This is a genomic window from Nostoc sp. (assembly GCF_036919575.1).
Classification (GTDB): domain Bacteria; phylum Cyanobacteriota; class Cyanobacteriia; order Cyanobacteriales; family Nostocaceae; genus Nostoc.
Genome location: NZ_JBALBY010000010.1, coordinates 88,569 through 110,770 on the forward strand (window position 1 = coordinate 88,569; position 22,202 = coordinate 110,770).

A 22,202-nucleotide genomic window follows, 5' to 3' on the forward strand; every position below is an offset into this window, starting at 1 on the left:
ATCGCTAGGGATTGGACTTTCAAGAGACAGCGTTGATATACGGTTCAAAATCCACAATTCACTAAGGGTCATGGGTTCTGAAAATTTATCACAAGATACACTAGCAGAACAACTGCTGGAACTAGCTATAAAATCTGGAGCAGAAGCTGCTGAGGTGTATCAGTCGCGATCGCTTTCTCGTCCAGTGTTTTTTGAGGCAAACCGACTCAAACAGCTAGAAACCAACCAATCTGAAGGCACAGCACTACGGCTTTGGCGAAATGGGCGACCAGGACTCATGGTGGCTTACGGTTCTGTCCTCGCTGAAGTAATGGTGGAAAAAGCTCTGGCACTAAGTCAACTCAATCATCCAGAAACAGTAGAATTAGGCTCTAACTTTCAGCCCTCCTACCCAGATTTAGGGGAAAGTGTGCCAATAGAGATTTTGGTAGATTGGGGCAAAGAAGCGATCGCACTTATCCGTGATGCCTATCCAGATGTTATTTGCAATGGTGACTGGGAATGTGATATTGAAACCACTAGACTAGTCAATACTAAAGGTTTAGATTGTCATTATACTGATACTACCCTCAGTTGCTATATATCAGCAGAATGGGTGCGTGGCGATGATTTTTTGAATGTTTCTGATGGACAAACTAAGCGGGGTGAACTCCACCCGGAGAGATTAGCTAATCAAATTTTACAGAGGTTAATTTGGGCTAGAGAAAATGTCTCACCTCCCACTGGTCGCGTCCCGGTTTTGTTCACTTCTAAAGCCGCCGATATGCTTTGGGGCACTGTGCAAGCAGCTTTGAATGGCAAGCGAGTTTTAGAAGTAGCTTCCCCTTGGGCAGAACACTTGGGAAACCTAGTAGTTGCACCCAGCCTCACCCTCTACCAAGACCCGGAAGCGGGCCCTTACAGTTGTCCTTTCGATGATGAAGGCAGTCCGACTCAATCTTTAGTATTTATCGAAAACGGGACTTTACAGCATTTCTATGGCGATCGCATCACCGGACGCCAACTCGGTACTGACACCACTGGAAATGGTTTTCGCCCTGGTTTAGGCAGCTATCCCACCCCTGGTTTATTTAATTTTCTCATCCAGCCCGGTTCGGCATCACTACCAGATTTGATTCAACAACTAGATGATGGCTTGATTGTGGATCAAATGTTGGGTGGTGGCGGCAGTATTTCTGGAGATTTTTCGATCAACGTAGATTTAGGCTACCGCGTGCAAAATGGTCACGTAATTGGGCGCGTTAAGGATACGATGGTTGCAGGTAATGTCTACACAGCCCTGAAGCAATTGGTGACACTGGGCAACGATGCTGATTGGAATGGTTCTTGTTATACTCCATCTCTGATCGTAGAAGGGCTATGCACCACGGGGAGAAGCAATTGAAGAAGAATTCAGGAGTCAGGAGTCAGAATTCAGAATTCAGAATTCAGGATTCAGAATTCAGAATTCAGGAGTCAGGAGTCAGAATTCAGAATTCAGGATTCAGGAGTCAGAATTCAGAATGGAATCAATTCATCGTAAGTAAGTGGGTGTGAATAATTAAATTTGCATTACCTAACAAAGTTTGATTTATCCTTGCCCACTTACTTAACGGGTTTTGCAAGTAGCAAATATTGCCTTTGATTCGTTGAAAGTTTAGTAAATCATCTCCGAATAACACAAGAGATTTGACATCATGTGGTATACACCTATCTTCCAGCGCTTTCGGCAACTGCTACAACCACGGCGTCGGTTAGCAATTTTTGAAGCTTGTCTGATTGGTTTGGTTTCAGCCCTTGCAGCAGTCTTACTTAAATCGGGGGTGGGATTGCTAGGTGCCTGGCGAGTGCAGACATCGGTGTTGCTACCAGCTTGGTTTGTGCTACCCGGTATCGGACTCGCCTTTGGATTCCTCGCCGGATGGCTGGTTGAGCGCGTCGCCCCAGAAACTTCCGGGAGCGGTATTCCTCAAGTCAAAGCAGTGCTAGCCCGCATACCAATTGCTTTAGATTTGCGGGTTGCTCTGGTGAAGTTAGTCGGTGGTATTCTGGCACTGGGTTCTGGGCTAGCTTTAGGGCGGGAAGGCCCAACAGTTCAGGTGAGCGCCGCTTTAGCAGCTCAACTCAGTCGGTGGTTTCCGACTTCACCAGACCACCGCCGCCAGTTGATTGCGGCTGGTGCAGGCGCAGGGTTAGCGGCTGCCTTCAATACGCCGATTGCAGGTGTGTTGTTTGTCGTCGAAGAACTGTTACAGGATTTCTCGGAATTTACTCTCGGCACTGCAATTCTGGCTTCTTTTATCGGTGCTGTCGTCTCGCGCTTATTGGGTGGTCGCAGCCTGGATCTGAATTTAGCATTAACTGCTTCCAAAACAGAGTTTTTTGTTCAAGATATTCCCTTCTATTTGGTATTGGGGATTGTCGCTGGGTTGATGGGGGCGCTGTTCAATCGCGGAATTATTGCCAGCTTAACTGTTTACCGCCGCTCTTTGCGTTTTGGATTACCTGCTCGTGTGGCACTAGCTGGGCTAGTGTCTGGGATGATTGTGGCATTCCTACCGCTAGCGTTTCGAGACAACACGGGACTGCGGGAAATTTTAATTACAGGTGAGGCTAGCTGGTCAATGGCCGCGATCGCCTTTTTATCCCAGTTTATCCTCACCTTGGTAGCCTATGGCTCTGGTGTACCCGGAGGATTATTTGCCCCCGCTTTGACCCTTGGGGCTGCCCTTGGCTACTTGGTGGGTATGGGAGAACACAGTCTGCTTGTTCCTTTCGGGATAGCGACTGGATTACCAATTACCTACGCTTTGGCAGGAATGGGCGCATTTTTTACTGCGGTGGCTAGAGTGCCAATCACGGGGATAATAATTGTGTTTGAAATGACTACAAATTTCAACTTAGTGCTGCCCTTAATGATTGGCTGTGCAACGTCGTATCTAGTCGCCGAAAAGTTAGAGCCAGGATCACTATACGACAAACTTTTGGCGTGGAATGGCATAACTATCGAAAAGGCAGCACCTGCGGGGGGGATAATGACAAATTTGACAGCCAGAGATGTCATGCAGCAACAAGTAGAAACTCTGGATACAGAGATGCCTTTAGATGAAGTGATCCAAGCATTCGCCCGTTCCCACCATCGTGGCTTTCCAGTGGTAGAGAATAGCAAGCTTGTAGGGATTGTGACACAATCAGATTTATTCAATATCCGCGATCGCAACTTACCAAACGATACTCCCTTACGGGAAATTATGACCGCCGCTCCGATGAGCGTAACACCCATTCACAACCTGAGCAATGTCCTGTATTTGCTGGATCGCTACCAAATCAGTCGCTTACCAGTGGTAAATGGACGGAAACTGATTGGAATTATTACTCGTGGAGATATTATTCGGGCAGAAGCAGACCATCTCAATGGTGAAAATGACACCCCAAGACTACGACCAGATCCTTCATACATAGTTTACCAAACGCGATCGCCTAGCATCGGTAGTGGTAGATTATTGGTGCCAGTAGCTAATCCCGAAACAGCCGGTATTTTATTAGAAATGGCCGCAGCTATTGCCCGCGATCGCCATTATGAAATAGATTGCGTGCAAGTGATGCTCATACCCCGCCACAGTTCCCCATCGGAAACAGAGGTAAGAACGGCAAAAAGTCGCCGCTTGCTACGACAGGCGGAAGTCTTAGCAAAAAAATGGCAAATTCCCCTGCACACGCAGATTCGAGTTACCCATGATGTCGCCCAGGCAATTTTGGAGACAATCAACGAAGAACACATCGACCTCATCTTAATGGGATGGAAAGGTGGCACATCTACCCCTGGTCGGATTTTTGGCGACGTTGTAGACACCATAATTCGCCAAGCCACCTGCGAAGTAGTGTTAGTAAAATTAGGCACTACTCCCCACTCCTTCAATCGCTGGCTAGTACCAATGGCAGGTGGCCCCAATTCCCCGTTAGCGATTAAATTGCTCCCAGCTTTAATTACATTGGGAAATGAACCACAAATTCGCCTGACACAGGTGTTTAAGCCATCTGAACTCAAGCCAGATATGTCAGTTTCAGAACAAGCCATCCGCCATTTGATGCGTCGCCGCAAATTGTCGAGTACTGTAGTTGCTCTCCCAGTCCAAGCTAATTCAGTTGCAGAAGGTGTAATTAACCTAGTGAAAACCGAAGGTTACGATGTTATAGTTTTGGGAGCTTCGCGTGAGGGATTGTTGCAGCAGGCGATTCAAGGTAATATTCCCGAAGCGATCGCTTCTGGGGTAGAAAGTACAGTGATTTTGGTTAGAGGTGCAATTAATAATAAATATTGATTTTACTTACGATTAAGCATAATACCCGGAACCCCAAAGAGCCAAAGCTGCGCTTTAGCTCCCCTAAGAGCCTGCGGGGAGGGGTTGGGGGTGGGGTTCTCTTCTTCAACCAAAAATTGGGTCTAAATCTAATAAAAATCCCGGTAATACATCCTCACCTGATAGATTTCGGGGAGATTGTAAAACTTCCACTGGTTGGTTAGAGCGATAAATTTCTACTTGCCTATTTTTAGGATTAATCAACCAACCTAGACGCAAACCGTTCTTGATATATTCCCGCATTTTTGCTTGGGTATCTTCTAAATCATCAGTTTCAGAAACTAATTCCACTACAAAATCAGGACATAAAGGTGGAAATTTCTTTCTTTGCTGTGGCGTGAGAGCTTCCCATCTTTCCATCTTTACCCAAGACGCATCAGGCGAACGAGTTGCACCATTTGGCAATTTAAAACCTGTAGAAGAATTAAACGCTTTTCCGAGCTTATTTTGACGGTTCCATAACCATAATTGACCTTCTATATCCAAGTTACGCTCTCCAGTTTCTCCCCCGGTGGGTGACATAATCACTAATTCTCCTTGAGCAGTTAATTCCAGTCGTAACTCTTGATTAACAGCAATCAGCTGTTCAAATTCTTCGTCTGTCAATTTCAGCGCCGGAGGAAACTGTAAAGTTAGAGCATTCATACCATTTTTGGATTTTAGATTTTAGACTTCTAGGACTTACGCATTGACAGACATAATCAAATATGCATCACATCTCGTTACAAGGCTCTGCCTTGTAATCCTCTTGTAGGAGGCTCTGCCTCTTCACTGAGACAACCGCCAAATCTTAATAGTATTGTCCTCACTACCACTGACAAGGGTTTTGCCGTCAGGACTGAAGGTTACAGATGTCACGGTGTTGGTGTGCCCCGTTAATGTGAGAATTTCTTCTCCTGTGGCCCGATTCCAGAGTTTGATGGCGCGATCGCGGCTACCACTAGCAATAATTTTACCATCGGCACTGAAGGCTACGGATGTAATAGTGTTGCCATGTCCCGCCAGTGTGCGAATTTCTTTTCCGGTAACTAGATTCCAAAGTTTGATGGTGCGTAGGCGTTGCCCGTCGTAGACATCGCGGCTAGCACTGGCTAAAGTTTTACCATCTGGACTAATAGCTACGGCTGTTACTGTTTGAGAATTTCCCTCTAGTGTACGGATTGAGTATCCCTTTGTCAGATTCCAGATTTTGATCGTCTTGTCAAAACTGCCACTGGCAAGAATCAAACCATCGGGGCTGATGGCTAGCGATCGCACCCAGAATGTATGCCCTAGCAGTGTCCGAATTTGCTCTCCTGTTGCTAAATCCCAGATTTTGATCGTGTTGTCATCACTACCACTCACCAGAGTCTCGCTATCAGCACTGATGGCGAGGGCATGAACTGAGTCAGAATGCCCCTGCAAAGTGCGAATTAGCCTTCGCGTTGCCAGATTCCAGATTTTGATCGTGTTGTCATCACTACCACTAACCAAAGTTTTCCCATCTGGGCTGATCGCCACAACATTCACCTGCTGAGAATGCCCCTTGAGTGAAGAGATTTGTTTTCCGGTTGCGAGATTCCAAAGTTTGATTGTGCTATCACCGCCACTGCTGGCAATGGTTTTCCCATCGGGGCTGATGGCGACAGATAAAACTGAGCTTTCGTGTCCTTGGAGGGTGTTAACTAAGGAAACGTCGCCCAAACTAATCTTTGGCGGTTCACCTAAAAGCGCCTGATCTTTGCCAAAGCTATTATGCTGACTCAGCCTAGAGAATAAACTCCTCTGAATCTGGCGAAAATGTTTATACCAAGATTCTCCAAAGCCGAACAACAGAATCAAAGCACTTATTAAGATTAAAATTCTCAGTAAAGGATAACTTTTTGGTAAATCTGGAGCTTTAGTTGGTGGTATTTTCCCAGAGGATTTACCAGCTGGTGGCAATGCCAGGAGTTGCTTTGGAGTCAAGTCTCTGAGAACTTCATCGGCTGACTGGTAACGTTCTTGGATGTCTTTTTTCAAAAGCTTGTCGATCACAAAATCCAACTCAGGAGTTAATGGACTCCGCACATATTCCCGCCAATTATTCACCCAGGCGTACCCACATTCCATCCACAACTGAAAGGGGGAATTTCCCGTTAGCAGATGAAAACAGGTAGCGCCCAAACCGAACAAGTCACTGGCGGGAAAAGCTTTACCATCTCTAATTTGTTCCAGGGGGGAATAACCATGTGAACCAATGGAGGTGCCAGATTTCTGCTGAACTTTGGCGGTGAATTGCTTTGAGGAACCAAAATCAATCAGGCTTAATCGCCCATCACTTTTATGACGGATAATATTTTCTGGCTTGATATCCCGATGAATGACTTTGCGATCGTGGATAAATTTCAGGATGGGTAGTAAATCTAGCAAAATAGATTGAATTTCCCTAGCGTTATACCCCTTGCGCTGTTGCAACTCCTTTAACAAATTCTCCCCATTAATATACTGCTGCACCAAATACAAGCAGCCCTCTTGCTCAAAGTAAGCTATCAAAGTTGGAATTTGGGGATGTTCCCCAAGGTCTTGTAGTCGCTGTGCTTCTTCAGCAAACAACTCCATCGCCTTTTTTTGCGACCAAGTTCCTTGGAATTTTGGAGCTAATTGCTTGATAACACAGCGTTCATTGAGTTTATCTACATCTTCTGATAGATAGGTTCTGCCAAATCCCCCCTCATCTGAAAGGACTCGGATGACACGGAAGCGATTTCTTAAAAGTGACACCAATGGGGTGCTACAACTTTGGCAAAATTTCTTTCCATTGGGATTCAGGGGATTTGAGCAATCGGGATTTAAGCAGCAGATCATGATCTGACTAGGCGCGACTGCATGACAACTTCGGCTAAGTTTGCCCCGAACTTTCCCTGAAAAAAAAATTAGCTCTCGCTTACTTGTGGTAGAAAACCCTGTTCTGGGGATTGGGGAATTACTTAATATAGTTAGCGTTTGTAAATAGTAGTCAGTCTTCCTCATCTGTGGAAAACTACGAGAGCCATAAGATTAATTATTCTATCGATTATATAATAATCTGAAGAGAAATTTTTTTTGATATGCCAGCCCTAGTAATTTTGCTTGTATATTGGCCAGCGACAAGTGACTAAGTATTAAAGATAAACCCTTTTAAATCAACCATTACTGACTAGAAAATGTAGTCAAAATGCTTACTAAATTTGTTTTTGGGACTTCCAAGAAATAAATTATCCAAATAAACGAACCACAGAGACACAGAGAACACAGAGAGAGGAGAAATAGAGAGGGTTTTTGCGTCAGTTGTGGGACATTTTTTTATTTGGAAGTCCTTTTTATATTTTAAATCGCCCATCATTAATTGTTAATTTGATACTTTAGCTCAATCAGCGACCTAGTTCATTTTACCCTTCCTTTCCATTTCCGAATAGCACTAGCAGTTCTGGCAGCAGGTGAGATGTATACGTCAGGATTTTCGTGAGAATTTTTGTATTGTGTAATACTTTTAGGATTTAATTTTTGGGTAGATTTTTGGGTAGTTAGACAGTCAGCCAAAGTAGGCACATAGCTTTGATTACCTAAAGCTTTCATTACTTCATCGGCAGTCTTAAACCGATCATTTAACGCAACTTTCACCATTTTTCCTAAAATCTGGGCGAAACTGTAGCTAATATTTACCTCTTTTTGCCAACATATCTCACCAGTATTCGCGTCATACTCAAAGTCTAAAGGACTTTTCGCAGTCAACATATAAATACAAGTTACACCCAGTGCATAAATATCACTGGCATAAACTGGACGTAAAGAAAACTGTTCTGGCGGTGCAAATCCCCTAGTTCCAATAAAATTGGTGTTTACAGCTTGATTGATTGAGTTTTCACAAACGTCAACTAGTTGCTCTTTCACCGCCCCAAAATCAATCAGCACTACCCGCCCGTCATACTCACACCGTAATAAATTCTGGGGCTTAATATCCCGATGAATCACATGATGTTTATGAATATACTGTAATACAGGTAATAGTTCCTGTAAAAATTGTTTAACTGAGGCTTCACTTTTGATCCCAGTTTGCCTCACTTCTCGTGCCAAAGTCAAACCCGGCACGTATTCTTGAATTAAAAAAAACTCCCCATTCGATTGAAAGTAGTCTAACAACATGGGAATTTGCGAATGACTACCGAGTTGACCCAAGGTTCTTGCTTCTTTTTCAAAGCGCGTACATGCCCTTTGCCAACTTTGAGGATTAGTAACTTTCGGACAAAGCTGTTTAATCACACACAGGGGATTCCCCGGTAATAGGGCATTTTTGGCTAAAAACGTGATCCCAAAGCCACCTCGGCCCAAAATTTGCAATATTTCATAGCGATCGTGAAATAGCTGCTTGGAACCACACATCTGGCCAAGTTGAGTTTGCTGTGAAATGCTCTCTTGAGAATTCGTTATTTTCTGAGAAAAGCGATTCATTAGCATAGAATATCTACTCGGAATTGTCTCTCATTCTACGACAATTATTCATTGGCAACAGTAAGATTACTGAATCTTTGCCAAATCATTAAAATCTTTCAAAAAGTAAAAATAAATTTGTGTAGAATTTACGCATTGACAATAAAGATTAAATATGCATTTAAAAATCTTCAAACCTCGTTTCCAGCAAGAAGCTGGAAATGCTCTTCAATTGCGGCTCTGCCGCCAATAAGGGAGGCGGAGCCTCAACGACGGGCATTCCCAGTCTGAGACTCTTAACGAGATAACCGCCCTTTTAACGTTAAGTTGACTAGCTATTTTGTGAAATCGTAACATCAACGGTATTGAGTTCTAAGGCACCTCAATCGGAATCAAGGCATTTTCTGGCAAGTAGTTGGAAAAACGCCCTTCATCCGCAAGCACCAAAATCAGGCGCAGGGAATAATCTGGCGGAACTTGCAAGTCTGCCCACGGTACTGCCAACTCTAAACAACTATTTAAAGCTACTTGAGCGCGACTGAAACGGGGCTGCCATTGATGATTGTCTCCAGCTTCCCGAAACTGAATCGATTGCGTCAGTAAGTTAACTTCTAAAAGATGGTGAAAAAGGTAATTAAGTGGCGCTGCATCTGGTACATCTGCCAAGGGAACTGGACTGTTGACCATTGTTTTTTCTGGATAGAACCACAGCAAATTCAACTCTGCTGGCAAATCTCGCCCTGGTGCAGCGCCGCTTTTAAAGTCCAGCCGCAAATAGAAATTCAGGTGATCCACCCCATACCAAAGTCGCTGGATGACGCTGCTATTGTGCATTGTCCCCCGCGCCCCGCCGATTTCTATGCGTCCAGCTTTGTCCCAATCTTGTTCATCACCCCTACCATCAATGACGGGATGAATAAACCCTTGTGGGGCGTGGTTTGCCTGTGCTTGGTGGTTTTCCACTGGTTGCTTGAGATAGGGCGGTACAGGTTCATTTAATGCTTTGTAAATGCCAAACAAGTGTTCTCGAAACAATCGATCAAAGATGGCATCTTGATTTGAGGAGTGTCCTGCACCAAACCACCAGAACCAGTCCGAACCCTCTGCGGCATACAATGCTTCCCAGGCTTCTGGGTTGTTTTCTTCCGTCGCTTCGGGATGACTTGCGAGCATAACCCTTGCTGCTGTCAAATAATCCCAAGCCCGATTTTTGGCGCGATCGCCGATCCAAGTGGTGAAGTTGCCATCCACCCAAGAACCACTATGTAGTTGCTCTCCGGGAATGGTGGCTGTAGCGGGAAATTCTTCGAGAAATTCGGAGACGGTGACAAGTTTAAGGCGGGGTTCATCACTTAAACTTTGATACAAAGCTTCTAAGAAGGGTTTGCCGTCTTGGGGATAAAATTCCCAGCAATTCTCTCCATCCAAGGCGATGGTAACTAGCCAAGGTTGTTCACTTTGACTATCTCTTTGCATTTTAGCGATCGCTTGCAAATGTCCCACTAAATCTGCTGCGGCTTGTTTTGCTGGCATCGCACTGTAGGTAAAGCCAATCAAATCTGATAATCTGTGGTCACGAAACACAATTGATAAATCACCCTCGGCTGTTTGCAGGCGATAGGGTTGGTACAGCAATTCTGGTTGCTCCACATTCCCCGCCCCATCCCGATGAAAAAAGTGTTTCAGCGTCCATCCCAAGACGGCTTCATCTGAGCATATCCACTTAAACCCTTGGTTAATAATATATGGTAGTACCGCCGGACTTACTGACTGTTCCGAAGGCCACAACCCACGAGGTATCTGTCCAAAGCGGTCTTTATATAAGTTCCAAGCTTTCCGCAAGTGGCGGGGGATATCTTCTGCCCACTGAAATCGCTGCTCAGGTAGTGTCATATTTGGCACGGCTACCCGACCGGAGTTAGTATCAGCTAGCAACGGTAAAATCGGGTGAGTGTAGGGTGTAGTAGTAACTTCTAGCTGCCCCGCCTCCTGCATTTTCCGATGTTGGGGGATAATGCGGCTAAGAATTTCTCGCTGTTTGGAATAAATGCGCTGGCGATCGCTTAAAGTAAAATTCCGACCCTGTTTTAACCAACTAGCAATTTCCGGGTCATCCCAAAACAACGGATCGATCCAAGCCAAATTGTGCCAAGCTAGCAAATCGCCATAATCTGGCAATTCCCAATTTGCTAAACACCAAGCTTGCCCTTTTTCCTGCCTTTGCTGGTACAACTCGCCATAGCGGGGATGGGGATCAATCAAGGTGTGGTGATTGGCATCGAAAAAGTGTTGGATAATGAATTCGCGCTGTTGCTGGGTGAGTTGTTCATCTGGTGTCAAGCTGGCTGTGAGATAAGGGTCAAAAGCAGTCCCAGCAATATAATCTTCGAGTTGTAATATCAGCGATGGAACTAAATTTACCGTTTGGTGTAACTTAGGATACCGCTCTAAAAGCAATACCAGATCCAAATAATCTTTAGTCCCATGCAAACGTACCCAAGGTAGACGGTACTGCTGACTCGGAGATAGCGAAGCCTCGCCGCCAGGAGATTTGTACAGAGGCTGATGTTGATGCCAGATAAAAGCAATGTAGAGAGGATGCGACATAGGAATAGTTAGGAGTTAAGAATAAGGAGTTAGGAGTTGATTCAAAACTCATAACTCCTAACTCCTAACTCCTCACTTTTACACCACTTGCTCAATTTCTGCAATTTCGGGAATCATTTCCTTGAGGCGGCGTTCAATACCCATTCTCAGCGTCATTGCAGAACTGGGACAAGAACCGCAAGCACCTTGCAGGCGTAGTTTTACAACAGGCCCATCGAGTTCTACCAGTTCCACGTTGCCGCCATCAGACATGAGATAAGGGCGCATTTCATCTAAGACTGTTTCAACGTTGTCAATTGTGAGTTCCATAGTTTTAGACCAGGTAAGTTAATGATCGGCATTGGGAATTGGGAATGGGGCATTGGGCATTGGGCATGGGGCATTGAATAATAATGATCCCAGTGCCTATGCGCCGTTACTCATTAACCATTATCCAAAATTTTATTTTCTAGCTTTGTTAAATCGATCCTAGACGCAATTGCAGCTAGTTTGTCAGTTGTTTAATTAACATTTGCCATTTGTCTTCACACGCGCAGCGCTTTTACTACACATACACACTTATCTATAGGACTCGTATTTGATTTCTGAAAAAAATCACTACACCCTGAAAAGGCTTCTTCCCCACTCCCCACTCCCCACTCCCTAACTTGATCTGAGAGTAGCTGAACTCAGTAGTACTGTGATTCTCATCGTAATCACTTTGACTTCACTGATATTCAGTTTAGTCCAATTTTCCTCAAGGGCAGACTTCACAGCTTGGCTGGGAACAAGCGATGTTTTGGGTATTACTGGTTTATTTGCGATCGCATCGCAACCTTTAGGGGCGATCGCTAGAACGTAAAATAAAATGTATCGCAGATTTAAGAAATAAGTTCATGCGGCGAGACTCAATTTTTTACAAACTTTTCCAACAATCCCCCACTTTGCTATTTGAACTATTGACAGATTCCCCAATAAATGCACAAGCTTATCGATTTGATTCCGTAGCTGTTAAAGAACCGAAATTTGAAATAGATGGAGTATTTCTACCACCGGAAAACGCAGGTGCTGGAATTGTATATTTCTGTGAGGTGCAGTTTCAAAAAGCGGAAAGTGCGGTCTTGGGGTCTCCCCAAGTAGAGCAACTTTCCAAGACAGATGAACAGCTTTACGAAAGGGTATTTGCTGAATCTTCCTTATATTTCTATCGCAACCGTGCCAGATTTAGCGATTGGCAAGCGGTTATAATTTATCCGTCGCGCGGTATCGAACAAAGCGATATTTACCCTCATCGAACCCTGCTTAACGGAAACCAAGTACACTGCGTTTATCTGGATGAATTAGGGGATATTCGCCAATTACCTTTATGGGTAGCGCTGATGGTGCTAACTACTCTAACAGAAGAACAAGCACCACAAGAAGCTAGGTATTTACTTGAGCGTTCTTCTGTTGAACAGTCTGAAACTGCAAGTCGCGTCATAATAGAGATGATCACGACAATAATGGTGTACAAGTTTGAACACTTAAGCCAAGGGGATGTAGAACAAATGTTAGGTATAACACTACAACAAACGCGAGTTTATCGAGAAATCAAGGAAGAAGGGCGCTTAGAAGGACGCTCCGAAGGACGCTTAGAAGGACGACAGGAAGAAGCAGCTAATCTTGTAGTTCGCCTGTTGACTAAACGATTTCGGCAAGAATTCTCTGAGGAAATACGCTCCTCAGTTTCTAGTTTACCTTTGCCTGTTCTAGAAGATTTGAGCGAAGCACTGTTAGATTTTACCAGCGTGGCTGATTTACAGGCTTGGTTAGAAGTGCGATGATAACTCCCCTAGACCAAGCAAATTACGAATTACGAATTACGAATTACGAATTATTTTAATCTGTCTGATTTCATTATCTGTAAAAGGATTTACAAAACCTCGTTATCTAAGAGCCTCTAACCTATACAGTCTGAGTCGCTATCACTAGATGAAACCATGACAGGTTGTTGATATAGTGGCACGGTGAATGTGACTGTTGAGCCAAGTCCTTCCCCCAGACTATAAAAATGTACCTCGCCGCCCATTGCCTCCACTAGCTTCTGGGATATTGCCAGTCCTAAACCTGTACCACCGTAGTGGCGAGTGCGGGAGCCGTCCACCTGAGAGAATAATTGAAACAGTTTATCTTGTTTGTCTAAGGAAACACCGATGCCAGTGTCTGCCACCCGGACTCTCACCATGCCAGGAAATTCCTGACCTTGAAAGTTCGGCTTTGCTTTTTTGATTACTAAATCGGCGCTGACGGTGATGCCGCCCTCATGGGTAAATTTGATGGCATTACCTACCAAATTGAGCATAACTTGTAGCAACCGTTGGTAGTTGCTTTGGACAATAATTTCATCGGAGATAGCAGGCATTTGCATCCGAAAGCTGAGGTTTCTCATTTCTGCTAGGGGACGCATGAAACCTTCTACAGCACTGAATAGCTCATCTAGCTTGACTGGAGCGTAAACTAGCTCCATTTTACCAGCTTCGATTTTGGCAATGTCCAAAATATCGTTGATGATATTCAGCAGATGTATCGATAAGTTGTGAGCTTCTGCCAAAAATTGGTTTTGTTCTTCTGGGTCATCTGCCATCCCTTCTAAAATCAGCTTCAAGAAGCCAATCATGCCATTGAGGGGGGTACGAATTTCATGGGATACATTAGCCAGAAACTCACTTTTGAGGCGGGAAGCTTCTTCGGCTTTTTGACGCGCTGCTTCTAATTCTTTATATAAAGTAGCATGGGCGATCGCAGTTCCCAATTGATCTGCTGCTTCTTTTGCCAGTTCTAATTCCGATTCTGTTAATGTGTAGCATTCATCCTGCCAATTCAAGGCAACCAATCCATTGGCCTGGTCTTGATAGCAAGTCGCAATCACCAAAGTTTTCTGCCGTCCAGACTCTGTGTATCCAGCCACTTCCATCACAACTGGTTCTAGGGTTGCCAAGACCTGAGCAAAGGCAGGCTCAGAAGCTATATCTATTTCTAAGCCAAGCATTGATTTGAGTTCTGGCTGGCGATACTCAGCCTTCACCTCCACTTTTGAGGTAGAGGGCTGATAAGGACAAATAATGCAGCGCTGTAGGCGCAGTGCTTTCCCCAAACTGTCAACTGTTTGCTGCCAAATAATATCTAAATCCAATGTCCGGCGAATATTTCTGGTAATCCGATTTATCAGTTTTTGGTGTTGCTGTGAACGTATTGCCAACTCTATTTGTGTGGGCGTTTTTGATGCCACACGCACTTGTTTTTTGTTGAGTGTCGCTTGCACTAACCGTCCCATCACTAAAACTGTAGTGGCAGCCGTTCCCAAACTCGGCATAATCGGACTAATCACTAAGTCCAACTCAAATAATTCCTGGTGGTAGCTAAACCAACACTGAAACCTTTCTGGCACCAAACTGATCAAAATTCGGTGCAAGCGTTCCAAATAAGTAACCTTATCCACCGGGGCAAAAGTTTGGGTCTGGTTCAGTTCGTCAACTATTTTTTCGGCATTTAACCCCAGGAGTTCGCTGTGCTGCCAACAAAAAGTTAGATAGCGCCCTGCCCCATCTTGCGTATATACCAACTCGGCTCCTAGAGTTGGTAATGAGCCATCAGTCTTACTGGTAATAGATTCCAGATTTGGGGAAAATACATTCGGCAATTGGGAATTGGCAGTAATAGTCATTAATTGAGTTGGATAGACAAAAGGTATCCGACCGTAATTTTCTTAAAGCTGCTCAAATTTTTGCATAAATTTTTACAGCTTTTTCGTTTTTTATTGAGTATTTCTTGGTATTTTGAAATCCAGATTGGCAAACTTCACTTTTTTTAAGTTGTATTGACAGTTGACTGATGACGTTAATCGTTCCATTCACCGCGAGGAGGAACGGGGGTACGCACAGGGGTGCGCGTCAGTTCATCATCTCTGAGGATTTCACCCCGCAACCACTGGCGAATCGCCACCTCAATCACTTTACTTGGGTCATTGGTGAGATGCTGAATTTGCTCTAGTAACTTGGAGTCTAGGCGGACAGCAATTTCTACCTTTTCGGCTCGTGTGTTTTCCGCTTCGGTAGTTTTCTCTTGCATATTCATAGGTTTATATACTCTGAATTGGTTTTGTCTAAAGCTTTGTGAAGTAGTTATATTGATCACTTGGGCTAATTCACTGAAAAACCTTCAAGGGCACAATTACATAGTTCCCCGAAATAGCACTAAAGTAACAGCCTTAAGTTTCAAATCGCATTTTTCATAGAACTGACTAAACAATGGCTCTAGAAGTTTTCTCGATAAATCAGCGATTATGGGTAATTACGAGTCGCAATTGCCCATGATCCCGACATGATCCCTACATGTACTTATTTACATTCATTGTACGCTCCTAGCTGTTGAATACTAGCAGCGACAAATAGACTTTTATAATATTCTTAAAAGGCCACCTATTTAGATCGAAAGTTAAAGATGGGGTGAAGAGGGGCATTGGGCATTGGGCATTGGGCATTGGGCATTGGGCATGGGGCATTGTGGGGAAATAATAACTCCTGTTACAGACGCGATTAATCGCGTCTCTACTTCTAACTCCTAACTCCTAACTCCTAACTCCCCACTCCCCACTCCTCACTAAAAGCTAGGAGCGTCTTGGCTAAGAAAGCATTAAAATACATTAAGTAAATTGCTCTTTTAACTTTGGTTGCTGCTAAGGCAAAGATAGTATATGACTGACGTTCCCGCAGTTCGCATTCGCAATTTTTGTATTATTGCTCACATCGACCACGGGAAATCAACCCTCGCCGATCGCTTGCTGCAAGCTACTGGCACTGTTGCAGACCGACAGATGAAGGAACAGTTTCTCGACAATATGGATCTGGAACGGGAGCGCGGCATTACAATTAAGCTGCAAGCTGCCCGGATGAACTACACGGCTAAGGATGGTCAGCAGTATGTGCTGAACCTAATTGATACTCCGGGACATGTGGATTTCTCTTATGAAGTCTCCCGCTCTCTTGTTGCTTGTGAAGGAGCATTGTTGGTAGTGGATGCGTCCCAAGGTGTGGAGGCGCAAACTTTGGCAAATGTATATTTAGCGTTAGAGAGTAATCTGGAAATTATCCCGGTTTTGAATAAAATCGATTTGCCTGGGGCTGAACCAGAACGGGTAATTGGCGAAATTGAAGAAATTATCGGTCTAGATTGCAGTGGGGCGATTCTGGCCTCTGCGAAAGAAGGAATTGGTATTGCTGAGATTTTAGAAGCAGTTGTCGAGCGGATACCGCCACCGCCCAATACGATAAATGAACGCTTACGAGCGTTAATTTTTGATAGCTATTACGACAGTTACCGGGGAGTAATTGTGTATTTCCGGGTGATGGATGGCACCGTGAGAAAAGGCGATCGCATCCATTTAATGGCATCCGGTAAAGAATTTGAAATTGATGAGTTAGGTGTCCTTTCCCCGACTCAAAAGCAAGTTGAAGAACTGCACGCTGGGGAAGTAGGCTATTTGGGAGCGGCAATTAGAGCTGTAGCCGATGCACGGGTGGGAGATACAATAACCCTAAGTAAGGCGAAAGCAGAGTCAGCCTTACCAGGCTACGCAGAAGCGAAGCCAATGGTTTATTGTGGGATGTTCCCCATTGATGCTGACCAATTTGAAGATTTGCGGGAAGCCCTGGAAAAGCTCGAACTCAACGATGCAGCGCTGCACTACGAACCAGAAACTTCGAGCGCGATGGGGTTTGGTTTCCGTTGCGGGTTCTTGGGTTTGCTGCACATGGAAATTGTCCAGGAACGTCTAGAGCGAGAGTATAACCTAGATTTAATCATTACAGCCCCCTCGGTGGTTTATAAGGTAATTACCCTGAAAGGAGAGGAACTGTACATTGATAATCCCAGCCGTTTACCTTCTCCCAACGATCGCGAAAGAATTGAAGAACCCTACGTCCAAGTAGAGATGATTACGCCGGAAACCTATGTGGGTAGCTTGATGGAGTTGTCACAAAATCGCCGTGGCATCTTTAAGGATATGAAATATCTCGCCCAAGGACGAACCACACTTACCTATGAGTTACCCTTGGCGGAAGTTGTGACTGACTTTTTTGATCAGATGAAGTCGCGATCGCGCGGTTATGCCAGCATGGAATATCACCTCATTGGCTACCGTGAAAATCCTCTGGTGAAGCTAGATATCATGATTAACGGCGATCCTGTGGATTCCTTGGCGATGATTGTGCATCGAGATAAAGCTTACAACGTCGGGCGGGCAATGGCAGAAAAACTCAAGGAACTAATTCCCCGCCATCAATTTAAGGTGCCAATTCAAGCATCTATTGGCAGTAAAGTTATTGCCAGTGAACACATTCCCGCCTTGCGGAAAGATGTGCTAGCCAAGTGCTACGGTGGTGACATCAGCCGGAAGAAGAAACTATTACAGAAGCAAGCAAAAGGTAAAAAGCGGATGAAATCTGTAGGTACTGTGGACGTACCCCAGGAAGCGTTTATGGCAGTACTGCGCTTGGATCAAAGCTAATTTAATCCTTAGAGACGATTGACTGCTTGCGGCGACATCTCAACCTGAAAAAACATGAATCAGGAGTCAGAATTCAGAATTCAGAATTCAGAATTGGTGAATACTCTACCTATAAAGGGATAGAGTTTTAATCAGGAAGAATATTGAATTCTAGTTTCGCCCACTAGGGGGGAAAGCGCGTAGCGGGACGAAGTACGGTTTTAACCAATATTTAGACGTTCCAGGATGAGCTAATGCTGCGCTATCAGCCACTTGTACAGAATTCATACTGAATTCTGACTTCTTCTTATAAAAACCTAACCCCCCAACCTAGTTTGGGGGGTTAGGTTTTTTATTACCCTACTTACAGATCAGAAAAACAGCAGTTATTATGGCTCAATACTGATTATCGTAAAAAAGCTTGTATATTAGCACAGGAAACAACGTATCAGAATCCTAACAGAGGAATAAAATATGCTGGAATTATTGGGTTCAGGTTTGGTGTCGCTCTGGCTGGAAATGGCCGGAGTACAAATCAAGCCTCTAGATGCCTTAGATGCTTTGACGTGGCAAAGTAGCCCTGGTTTGGTTCTTGCCCCTGATCCCAATCCAGCTGGGGCGACTACGGTGCAGGAATATCTGAAAAAGCTGATCGCATCAAAAGTGGTGACGCCAAATCTGGCTGAAAGTCAGGGAATTTGGATGCAGTCGGGGCCGATGCTGATGGCAAATCACCAAGGTACAACACCTCTGCCTGCTGCCTCTTTAACCAAAATTGCCACGACATTAGTTGCTTTGAAAACTTGGGGGCCAGATTACCAATTTGATACTTTGGTCAGCGTCACTGGGCCAGTGGTAAATGGAGTTGTGCAGGGCGATTTGGTGATTACAGGCCGTGGAGATCCTTTGTTTGTTTGGGAAGAAGCGATCGCTCTTGGTAATACTCTGAATAAAATGGGCATCAAGCAGGTAAAGGGAAATTTGATCATTAATGGCAGTTTTGCCATGAATTTCCAACGTCAGCCGATGCTAGCGGGTCTAATGCTCAAGCAAACACTAAATCGGGCGACTTGGGGCCGCCCCGCTATTTACAGCTACTCAATCATGCCCAAGGGAACACCCAAGCCTCAAGTTGTGATTGCGGGTGCGGTGAAAGTTGAAGCGCAACCCAACGCTCAAGAAACTTTGCTACTGCGTCATCGTTCGTTGCCCTTGAAGCAACTAATTAAGGAAATGAACGTTTACAGTAACAATGATATGGCAGAGATGCTGGCAGACTCAGTAGGGGGAGCAAGTGTGGTGCAGTCAACCGCCGCCAGCCTTGCGAGGGTGCCACAAATGGAAATTCAGTTAATCAATGGTTCTGGACTGGGCCCCCAAAATCGCATTTCCCCCAGGGCTATCTGTGCCATGCTGATGGCTATTCAAGTTGAGGCATCTACCCATCAACTAAATCTAGCTGACTTGTTCCTCATGTCTGGATTTGATCACCGGGGAACACTACACTCCAGACACATTCCCCTTGCGACTGTGATCAAAACTGGTACCCTCCGGGATGTGAGCGCTTTAGCGGGAGTAATGCCCACACGCGATCGCGGTTTGGTTTGGTTTGCTATTATCAACCGGGGGACAAATGTCGGGGGTTTGCGGACTGGACAAGACCAACTATTGCAAAGTGTTGTCAAACAATTACAAGTATCTCCAACCGTTCCTGCTGCCATCACTCCCCACTCAGCGATCAACTCTTTACCCCAGCTAGGCGCAACCAGTCGGAATGAAATCTTGTTCAAAAGTTAGTTAATCTTGGTAAAAATAACTATATATAGATTTGTCACGACTAAGCAACAATTAGGCTTATAAGAATGTTGGCTGTGATTATGCGATTTCCCAAAATATACCGATCTCTACGTCAACTTACTACCCATGTTTTAGCGATCGCGCTCGGAGTTGTGCTAATAGTTAGTACATTGCAGGTGTTGCCCTCCCAAGCCGAACCAGCACCCGGAGTAACTGGTTTTGATACCTTTGATACTTCCAAACTAACTGTCCAACGGCAATCACCAACCACTGCTGCGATCGGTAGCACTAGCTTTGTCACAGCAGCAGTGAATCGCGTCGGCACAGCAGTTGTCCGCATTGATACTGAGCGGACAATTACTCGGCGCGTTGATCCATTTTCGGAAGACCCCTTTTTCCGTCGGTTTTTTGGTGACGGTTTCTCCCAACAGATACCTTCTGAGCAGCAATTACGCGGTTTAGGCTCAGGTTTCATTATTGACAAGAGCGGGTTAGTTCTGACTAATGCTCATGTGGTCGATAAGGCTGATAAAGTAACAGTCCGACTCAAAGATGGCCGCACCTTTGAAGGAAAAGTTAAAGGCATTGATGAAGTCACAGATTTGGCGGTAGTCAAGATTGAGGCTGGTAACGATTTGCCAGTTGCGCCCTTGGGTTCTTCCAGTAATGTCCAAGTAGGAGACTGGGCGATCGCAGTTGGTAATCCTTTAGGATTTGATAACACCGTTACCTTGGGAATTGTCAGTACTCTCAAACGTTCTAGCGCCCAAGTCGGCATTAGTGACAAACGCTTGGATTTTATACAAACCGACGCCGCAATTAATCCTGGTAACTCTGGCGGGCCACTATTAAATGGTCAAGGTGAAGTGATTGGCATTAACACAGCCATTCGTCCTGATGCGATGGGTATTGGGTTTGCGATTCCCATCGATAAAGCCAAAGCGATCGCCGCGCAACTGCAACGTGATGGTAAAGTTGCTCACCCGTATCTAGGAGTGCAAATGCTAACTTTGACACCCGATCTTGCTAAGGAAAATAACACCGATCCCAACTCTCCGATTCAGATACCAGAAATTAATGGTGTTTTTGTCATGCGAGTTGTCCCCAATTCTCCAGCTGCATCTGCGGGTATCCGGCGCGGGGATGTAATTCTGCAAATTGATGGTAAAGCTATTACCACTGCTGAACAATTGCAGAACTTTGTAGAAGACAGTCGTCTTGGTCAAGTATTACAGGTGAAAGTGCAACGGGGTAATCAAACACAGCAGCTTTCAATACGCACAGCTGAGTTGCAAAATGCTTCATAGCACACATCTGTTATTGGTGTCAACTCAAGCATATTAGACAGTCTAGAAAAACTTTCTCTCGTTCCCAGCCAGAGGCTGGGAATGCCCCCTGTGAGGGCTGCTGCCTCGTTTACTAGCAGCAGCCCAATGAGGTAGATTTCCCGATTCTACCTTCTTTTCCACCCAAATATGTAATTTCAAAAATTTATTATCGCTGAACTCTTTTCTAGAGTCTGTTTATGTTTCCATGTCTCCATACCTTTGATGAACCTCATTCAGATTACTTAAACAGCTTGAGCTTAAGCCCAGATGGAATTCTTCTGGTAGGCTGTTTTCACAATCTTGTCAAGGTTTGGGATTTAACGACTGGGAATAGCAACCATTCATTTGAACTGGGAGGAGATCGGTATGGTCACTTTAATACTTTGGTAAATCCAGACTGGAAAACCATCATCAGTGATGATAGATATGGCAATCTCAGAACCTATGATTTTTGGACAGGAGAGGAACTCTTCTGTTTTCAAGGAGATTCCAGTGCTTTAGCATTTAATCCTGATGGAAAAGTATTATTTTTAGCCACCTGCAAAGCTCCTTATGGTACGAATCCCAGGATTGAGATTAATGTTATTCAATCCTCAACGGGACAATTACTCCGCACCTTGCTATTTGCAAATGCATATCTTCCAATTCGCTGTTTACTACCCAGCCCAGATGGTAGTATTTTGCTAGCTCAAGCATTTGATCTCCTAACTCAAGTTTGGGATTTGCAAAATGGGCAAGTTCTCAGGACATTTAATGCCCTACCTTCAAATTCTTCCCTCCATTCCTCCAATTCTGTTTGCAGGCATTGGCTTGATGCAGTTGCAACTCGCCCAAATGGTCAAATCATTGCTGGTATGGCACAAAGGGACAAACCTAGTGAAGAAACGACCGTTGCCATTTGGGATATACAAACCACGGAAGTCCTTTATACACTTGGCATCAGCCAGCGCGAACCTGATTCGGGTATGCCTCATAGTGCTATGACACCTGATGGCTCACTGCTTGCCGTTGGCAATATTAACGAAATTGAAGTTTGGGATCTGGAGAATAGGCAGCAGCTTCGTGTACTGTATGGGCATAAGTCTAGGATTGACCATCTCACAATTAGCCTAGATGGGAAAACCATTGTCAGCTATGCGTTTAATGACAGTATCAAAGTTTGGCATAGTAATGAGAGTTGCCGTAATCGTTAGGTTATCA

Annotated in this window: 15 protein-coding genes; 8 read left to right on the top strand and 7 right to left on the bottom strand. The window is 44.7% G+C overall.

All coding sequences use genetic code 11. From position 1 onward, the window contains the following. The first annotated feature begins 70 nt into the window (after positions 1-70). Positions 71-1,384 carry a TldD/PmbA family protein gene (locus V7K27_RS03475; protein ID WP_334944345.1) on the top strand — a complete coding sequence of 438 codons (1,314 nt, stop codon included), beginning with the start codon at positions 71-73 and terminating at the stop codon, positions 1,382-1,384. A gap of 292 nt (positions 1,385-1,676) precedes the next feature. Further along, positions 1,677-4,301, top strand: a complete 2,625-nt coding sequence (locus tag V7K27_RS03480; protein WP_334944347.1) for a chloride channel protein — start codon at positions 1,677-1,679, stop codon at positions 4,299-4,301. A gap of 105 nt (positions 4,302-4,406) precedes the next feature. On the opposite strand, the gene V7K27_RS03485 is transcribed toward V7K27_RS03480, so the two are convergent. The 5 genes from V7K27_RS03485 to V7K27_RS03505 form a co-directional block, all read right to left on the bottom strand. Beyond that, on the bottom strand, positions 4,407-4,985 hold the full coding sequence (locus V7K27_RS03485; RefSeq protein WP_334944349.1) for a Uma2 family endonuclease: 579 nt from the start codon (positions 4,983-4,985) through the stop codon (positions 4,407-4,409). A gap of 123 nt (positions 4,986-5,108) precedes the next feature. After that, positions 5,109-7,166 (bottom strand): serine/threonine-protein kinase, encoded by a 2,058-nt coding sequence (locus tag V7K27_RS03490; protein ID WP_334944351.1) that lies wholly within the window; start codon positions 7,164-7,166, stop codon positions 5,109-5,111. 558 nt (positions 7,167-7,724) lie between these two features. Further along, positions 7,725-8,789 (bottom strand): serine/threonine-protein kinase, encoded by a 1,065-nt coding sequence (locus V7K27_RS03495; RefSeq protein ID WP_334944353.1) that lies wholly within the window; start codon positions 8,787-8,789, stop codon positions 7,725-7,727. A gap of 351 nt (positions 8,790-9,140) precedes the next feature. Next, positions 9,141-11,375, bottom strand: a complete 2,235-nt coding sequence (locus V7K27_RS03500) for a glycoside hydrolase (protein ID WP_334944355.1) — start codon at positions 11,373-11,375, stop codon at positions 9,141-9,143. 78 nt (positions 11,376-11,453) lie between these two features. Next, positions 11,454-11,684, bottom strand: coding sequence for a NifU family protein (locus V7K27_RS03505; protein WP_012408256.1), 231 nt, complete (start codon positions 11,682-11,684; stop codon positions 11,454-11,456). Between the two features lie 391 nt (positions 11,685-12,075). Here V7K27_RS03505 and V7K27_RS03510 point away from each other — a divergent pair, with 391 nt between their 5' ends. Both V7K27_RS03510 and V7K27_RS03515 read left to right on the top strand, forming a co-directional pair. After that, entirely contained in the window at positions 12,076-12,216 is a 141-nt protein-coding gene (locus V7K27_RS03510; RefSeq protein WP_334944357.1) for a hypothetical protein, read from the top strand. 34 nt (positions 12,217-12,250) lie between these two features. Then, positions 12,251-13,177 (top strand): DUF2887 domain-containing protein, encoded by a 927-nt coding sequence (locus V7K27_RS03515; RefSeq protein WP_334944359.1) that lies wholly within the window; start codon positions 12,251-12,253, stop codon positions 13,175-13,177. A gap of 116 nt (positions 13,178-13,293) precedes the next feature. On the opposite strand, the gene V7K27_RS03520 is transcribed toward V7K27_RS03515, so the two are convergent. After that, positions 13,294-15,057 (bottom strand): ATP-binding protein, encoded by a 1,764-nt coding sequence (locus V7K27_RS03520; RefSeq protein WP_334944361.1) that lies wholly within the window; start codon positions 15,055-15,057, stop codon positions 13,294-13,296. A 173-nt stretch (positions 15,058-15,230) separates the two neighbouring features. Further along, positions 15,231-15,467, bottom strand: a complete 237-nt coding sequence (locus tag V7K27_RS03525; protein ID WP_334944363.1) for a hypothetical protein — start codon at positions 15,465-15,467, stop codon at positions 15,231-15,233. Between the two features lie 619 nt (positions 15,468-16,086). Here V7K27_RS03525 and lepA point away from each other — a divergent pair. The 4 genes from lepA (at position 16,087) to V7K27_RS03545 (ending at position 22,195) form a co-directional block, all read left to right on the top strand. Next, on the top strand, positions 16,087-17,898 hold the full coding sequence (lepA, locus tag V7K27_RS03530; RefSeq protein ID WP_334944366.1) for a translation elongation factor 4: 1,812 nt from the start codon (positions 16,087-16,089) through the stop codon (positions 17,896-17,898). A 453-nt stretch (positions 17,899-18,351) separates the two neighbouring features. Then, complete coding sequence (locus tag V7K27_RS03535) at positions 18,352-19,674, top strand: D-alanyl-D-alanine carboxypeptidase (protein WP_334944368.1); 1,323 nt, start codon at positions 18,352-18,354, stop codon at positions 19,672-19,674. Positions 19,675-19,754: 80 nt separating this feature from the next. Next, a complete protein-coding gene (locus tag V7K27_RS03540) occupies positions 19,755-20,981 on the top strand; it encodes an HhoA/HhoB/HtrA family serine endopeptidase (protein ID WP_334944678.1) in 1,227 nt (408 codons plus the stop codon). Positions 20,982-21,199: 218 nt separating this feature from the next. Then, positions 21,200-22,195 carry a WD40 repeat domain-containing protein gene (locus V7K27_RS03545; protein ID WP_334944370.1) on the top strand — a complete coding sequence of 332 codons (996 nt, stop codon included), beginning with the start codon at positions 21,200-21,202 and terminating at the stop codon, positions 22,193-22,195. Positions 22,196-22,202: the final 7 nt, after the last annotated feature.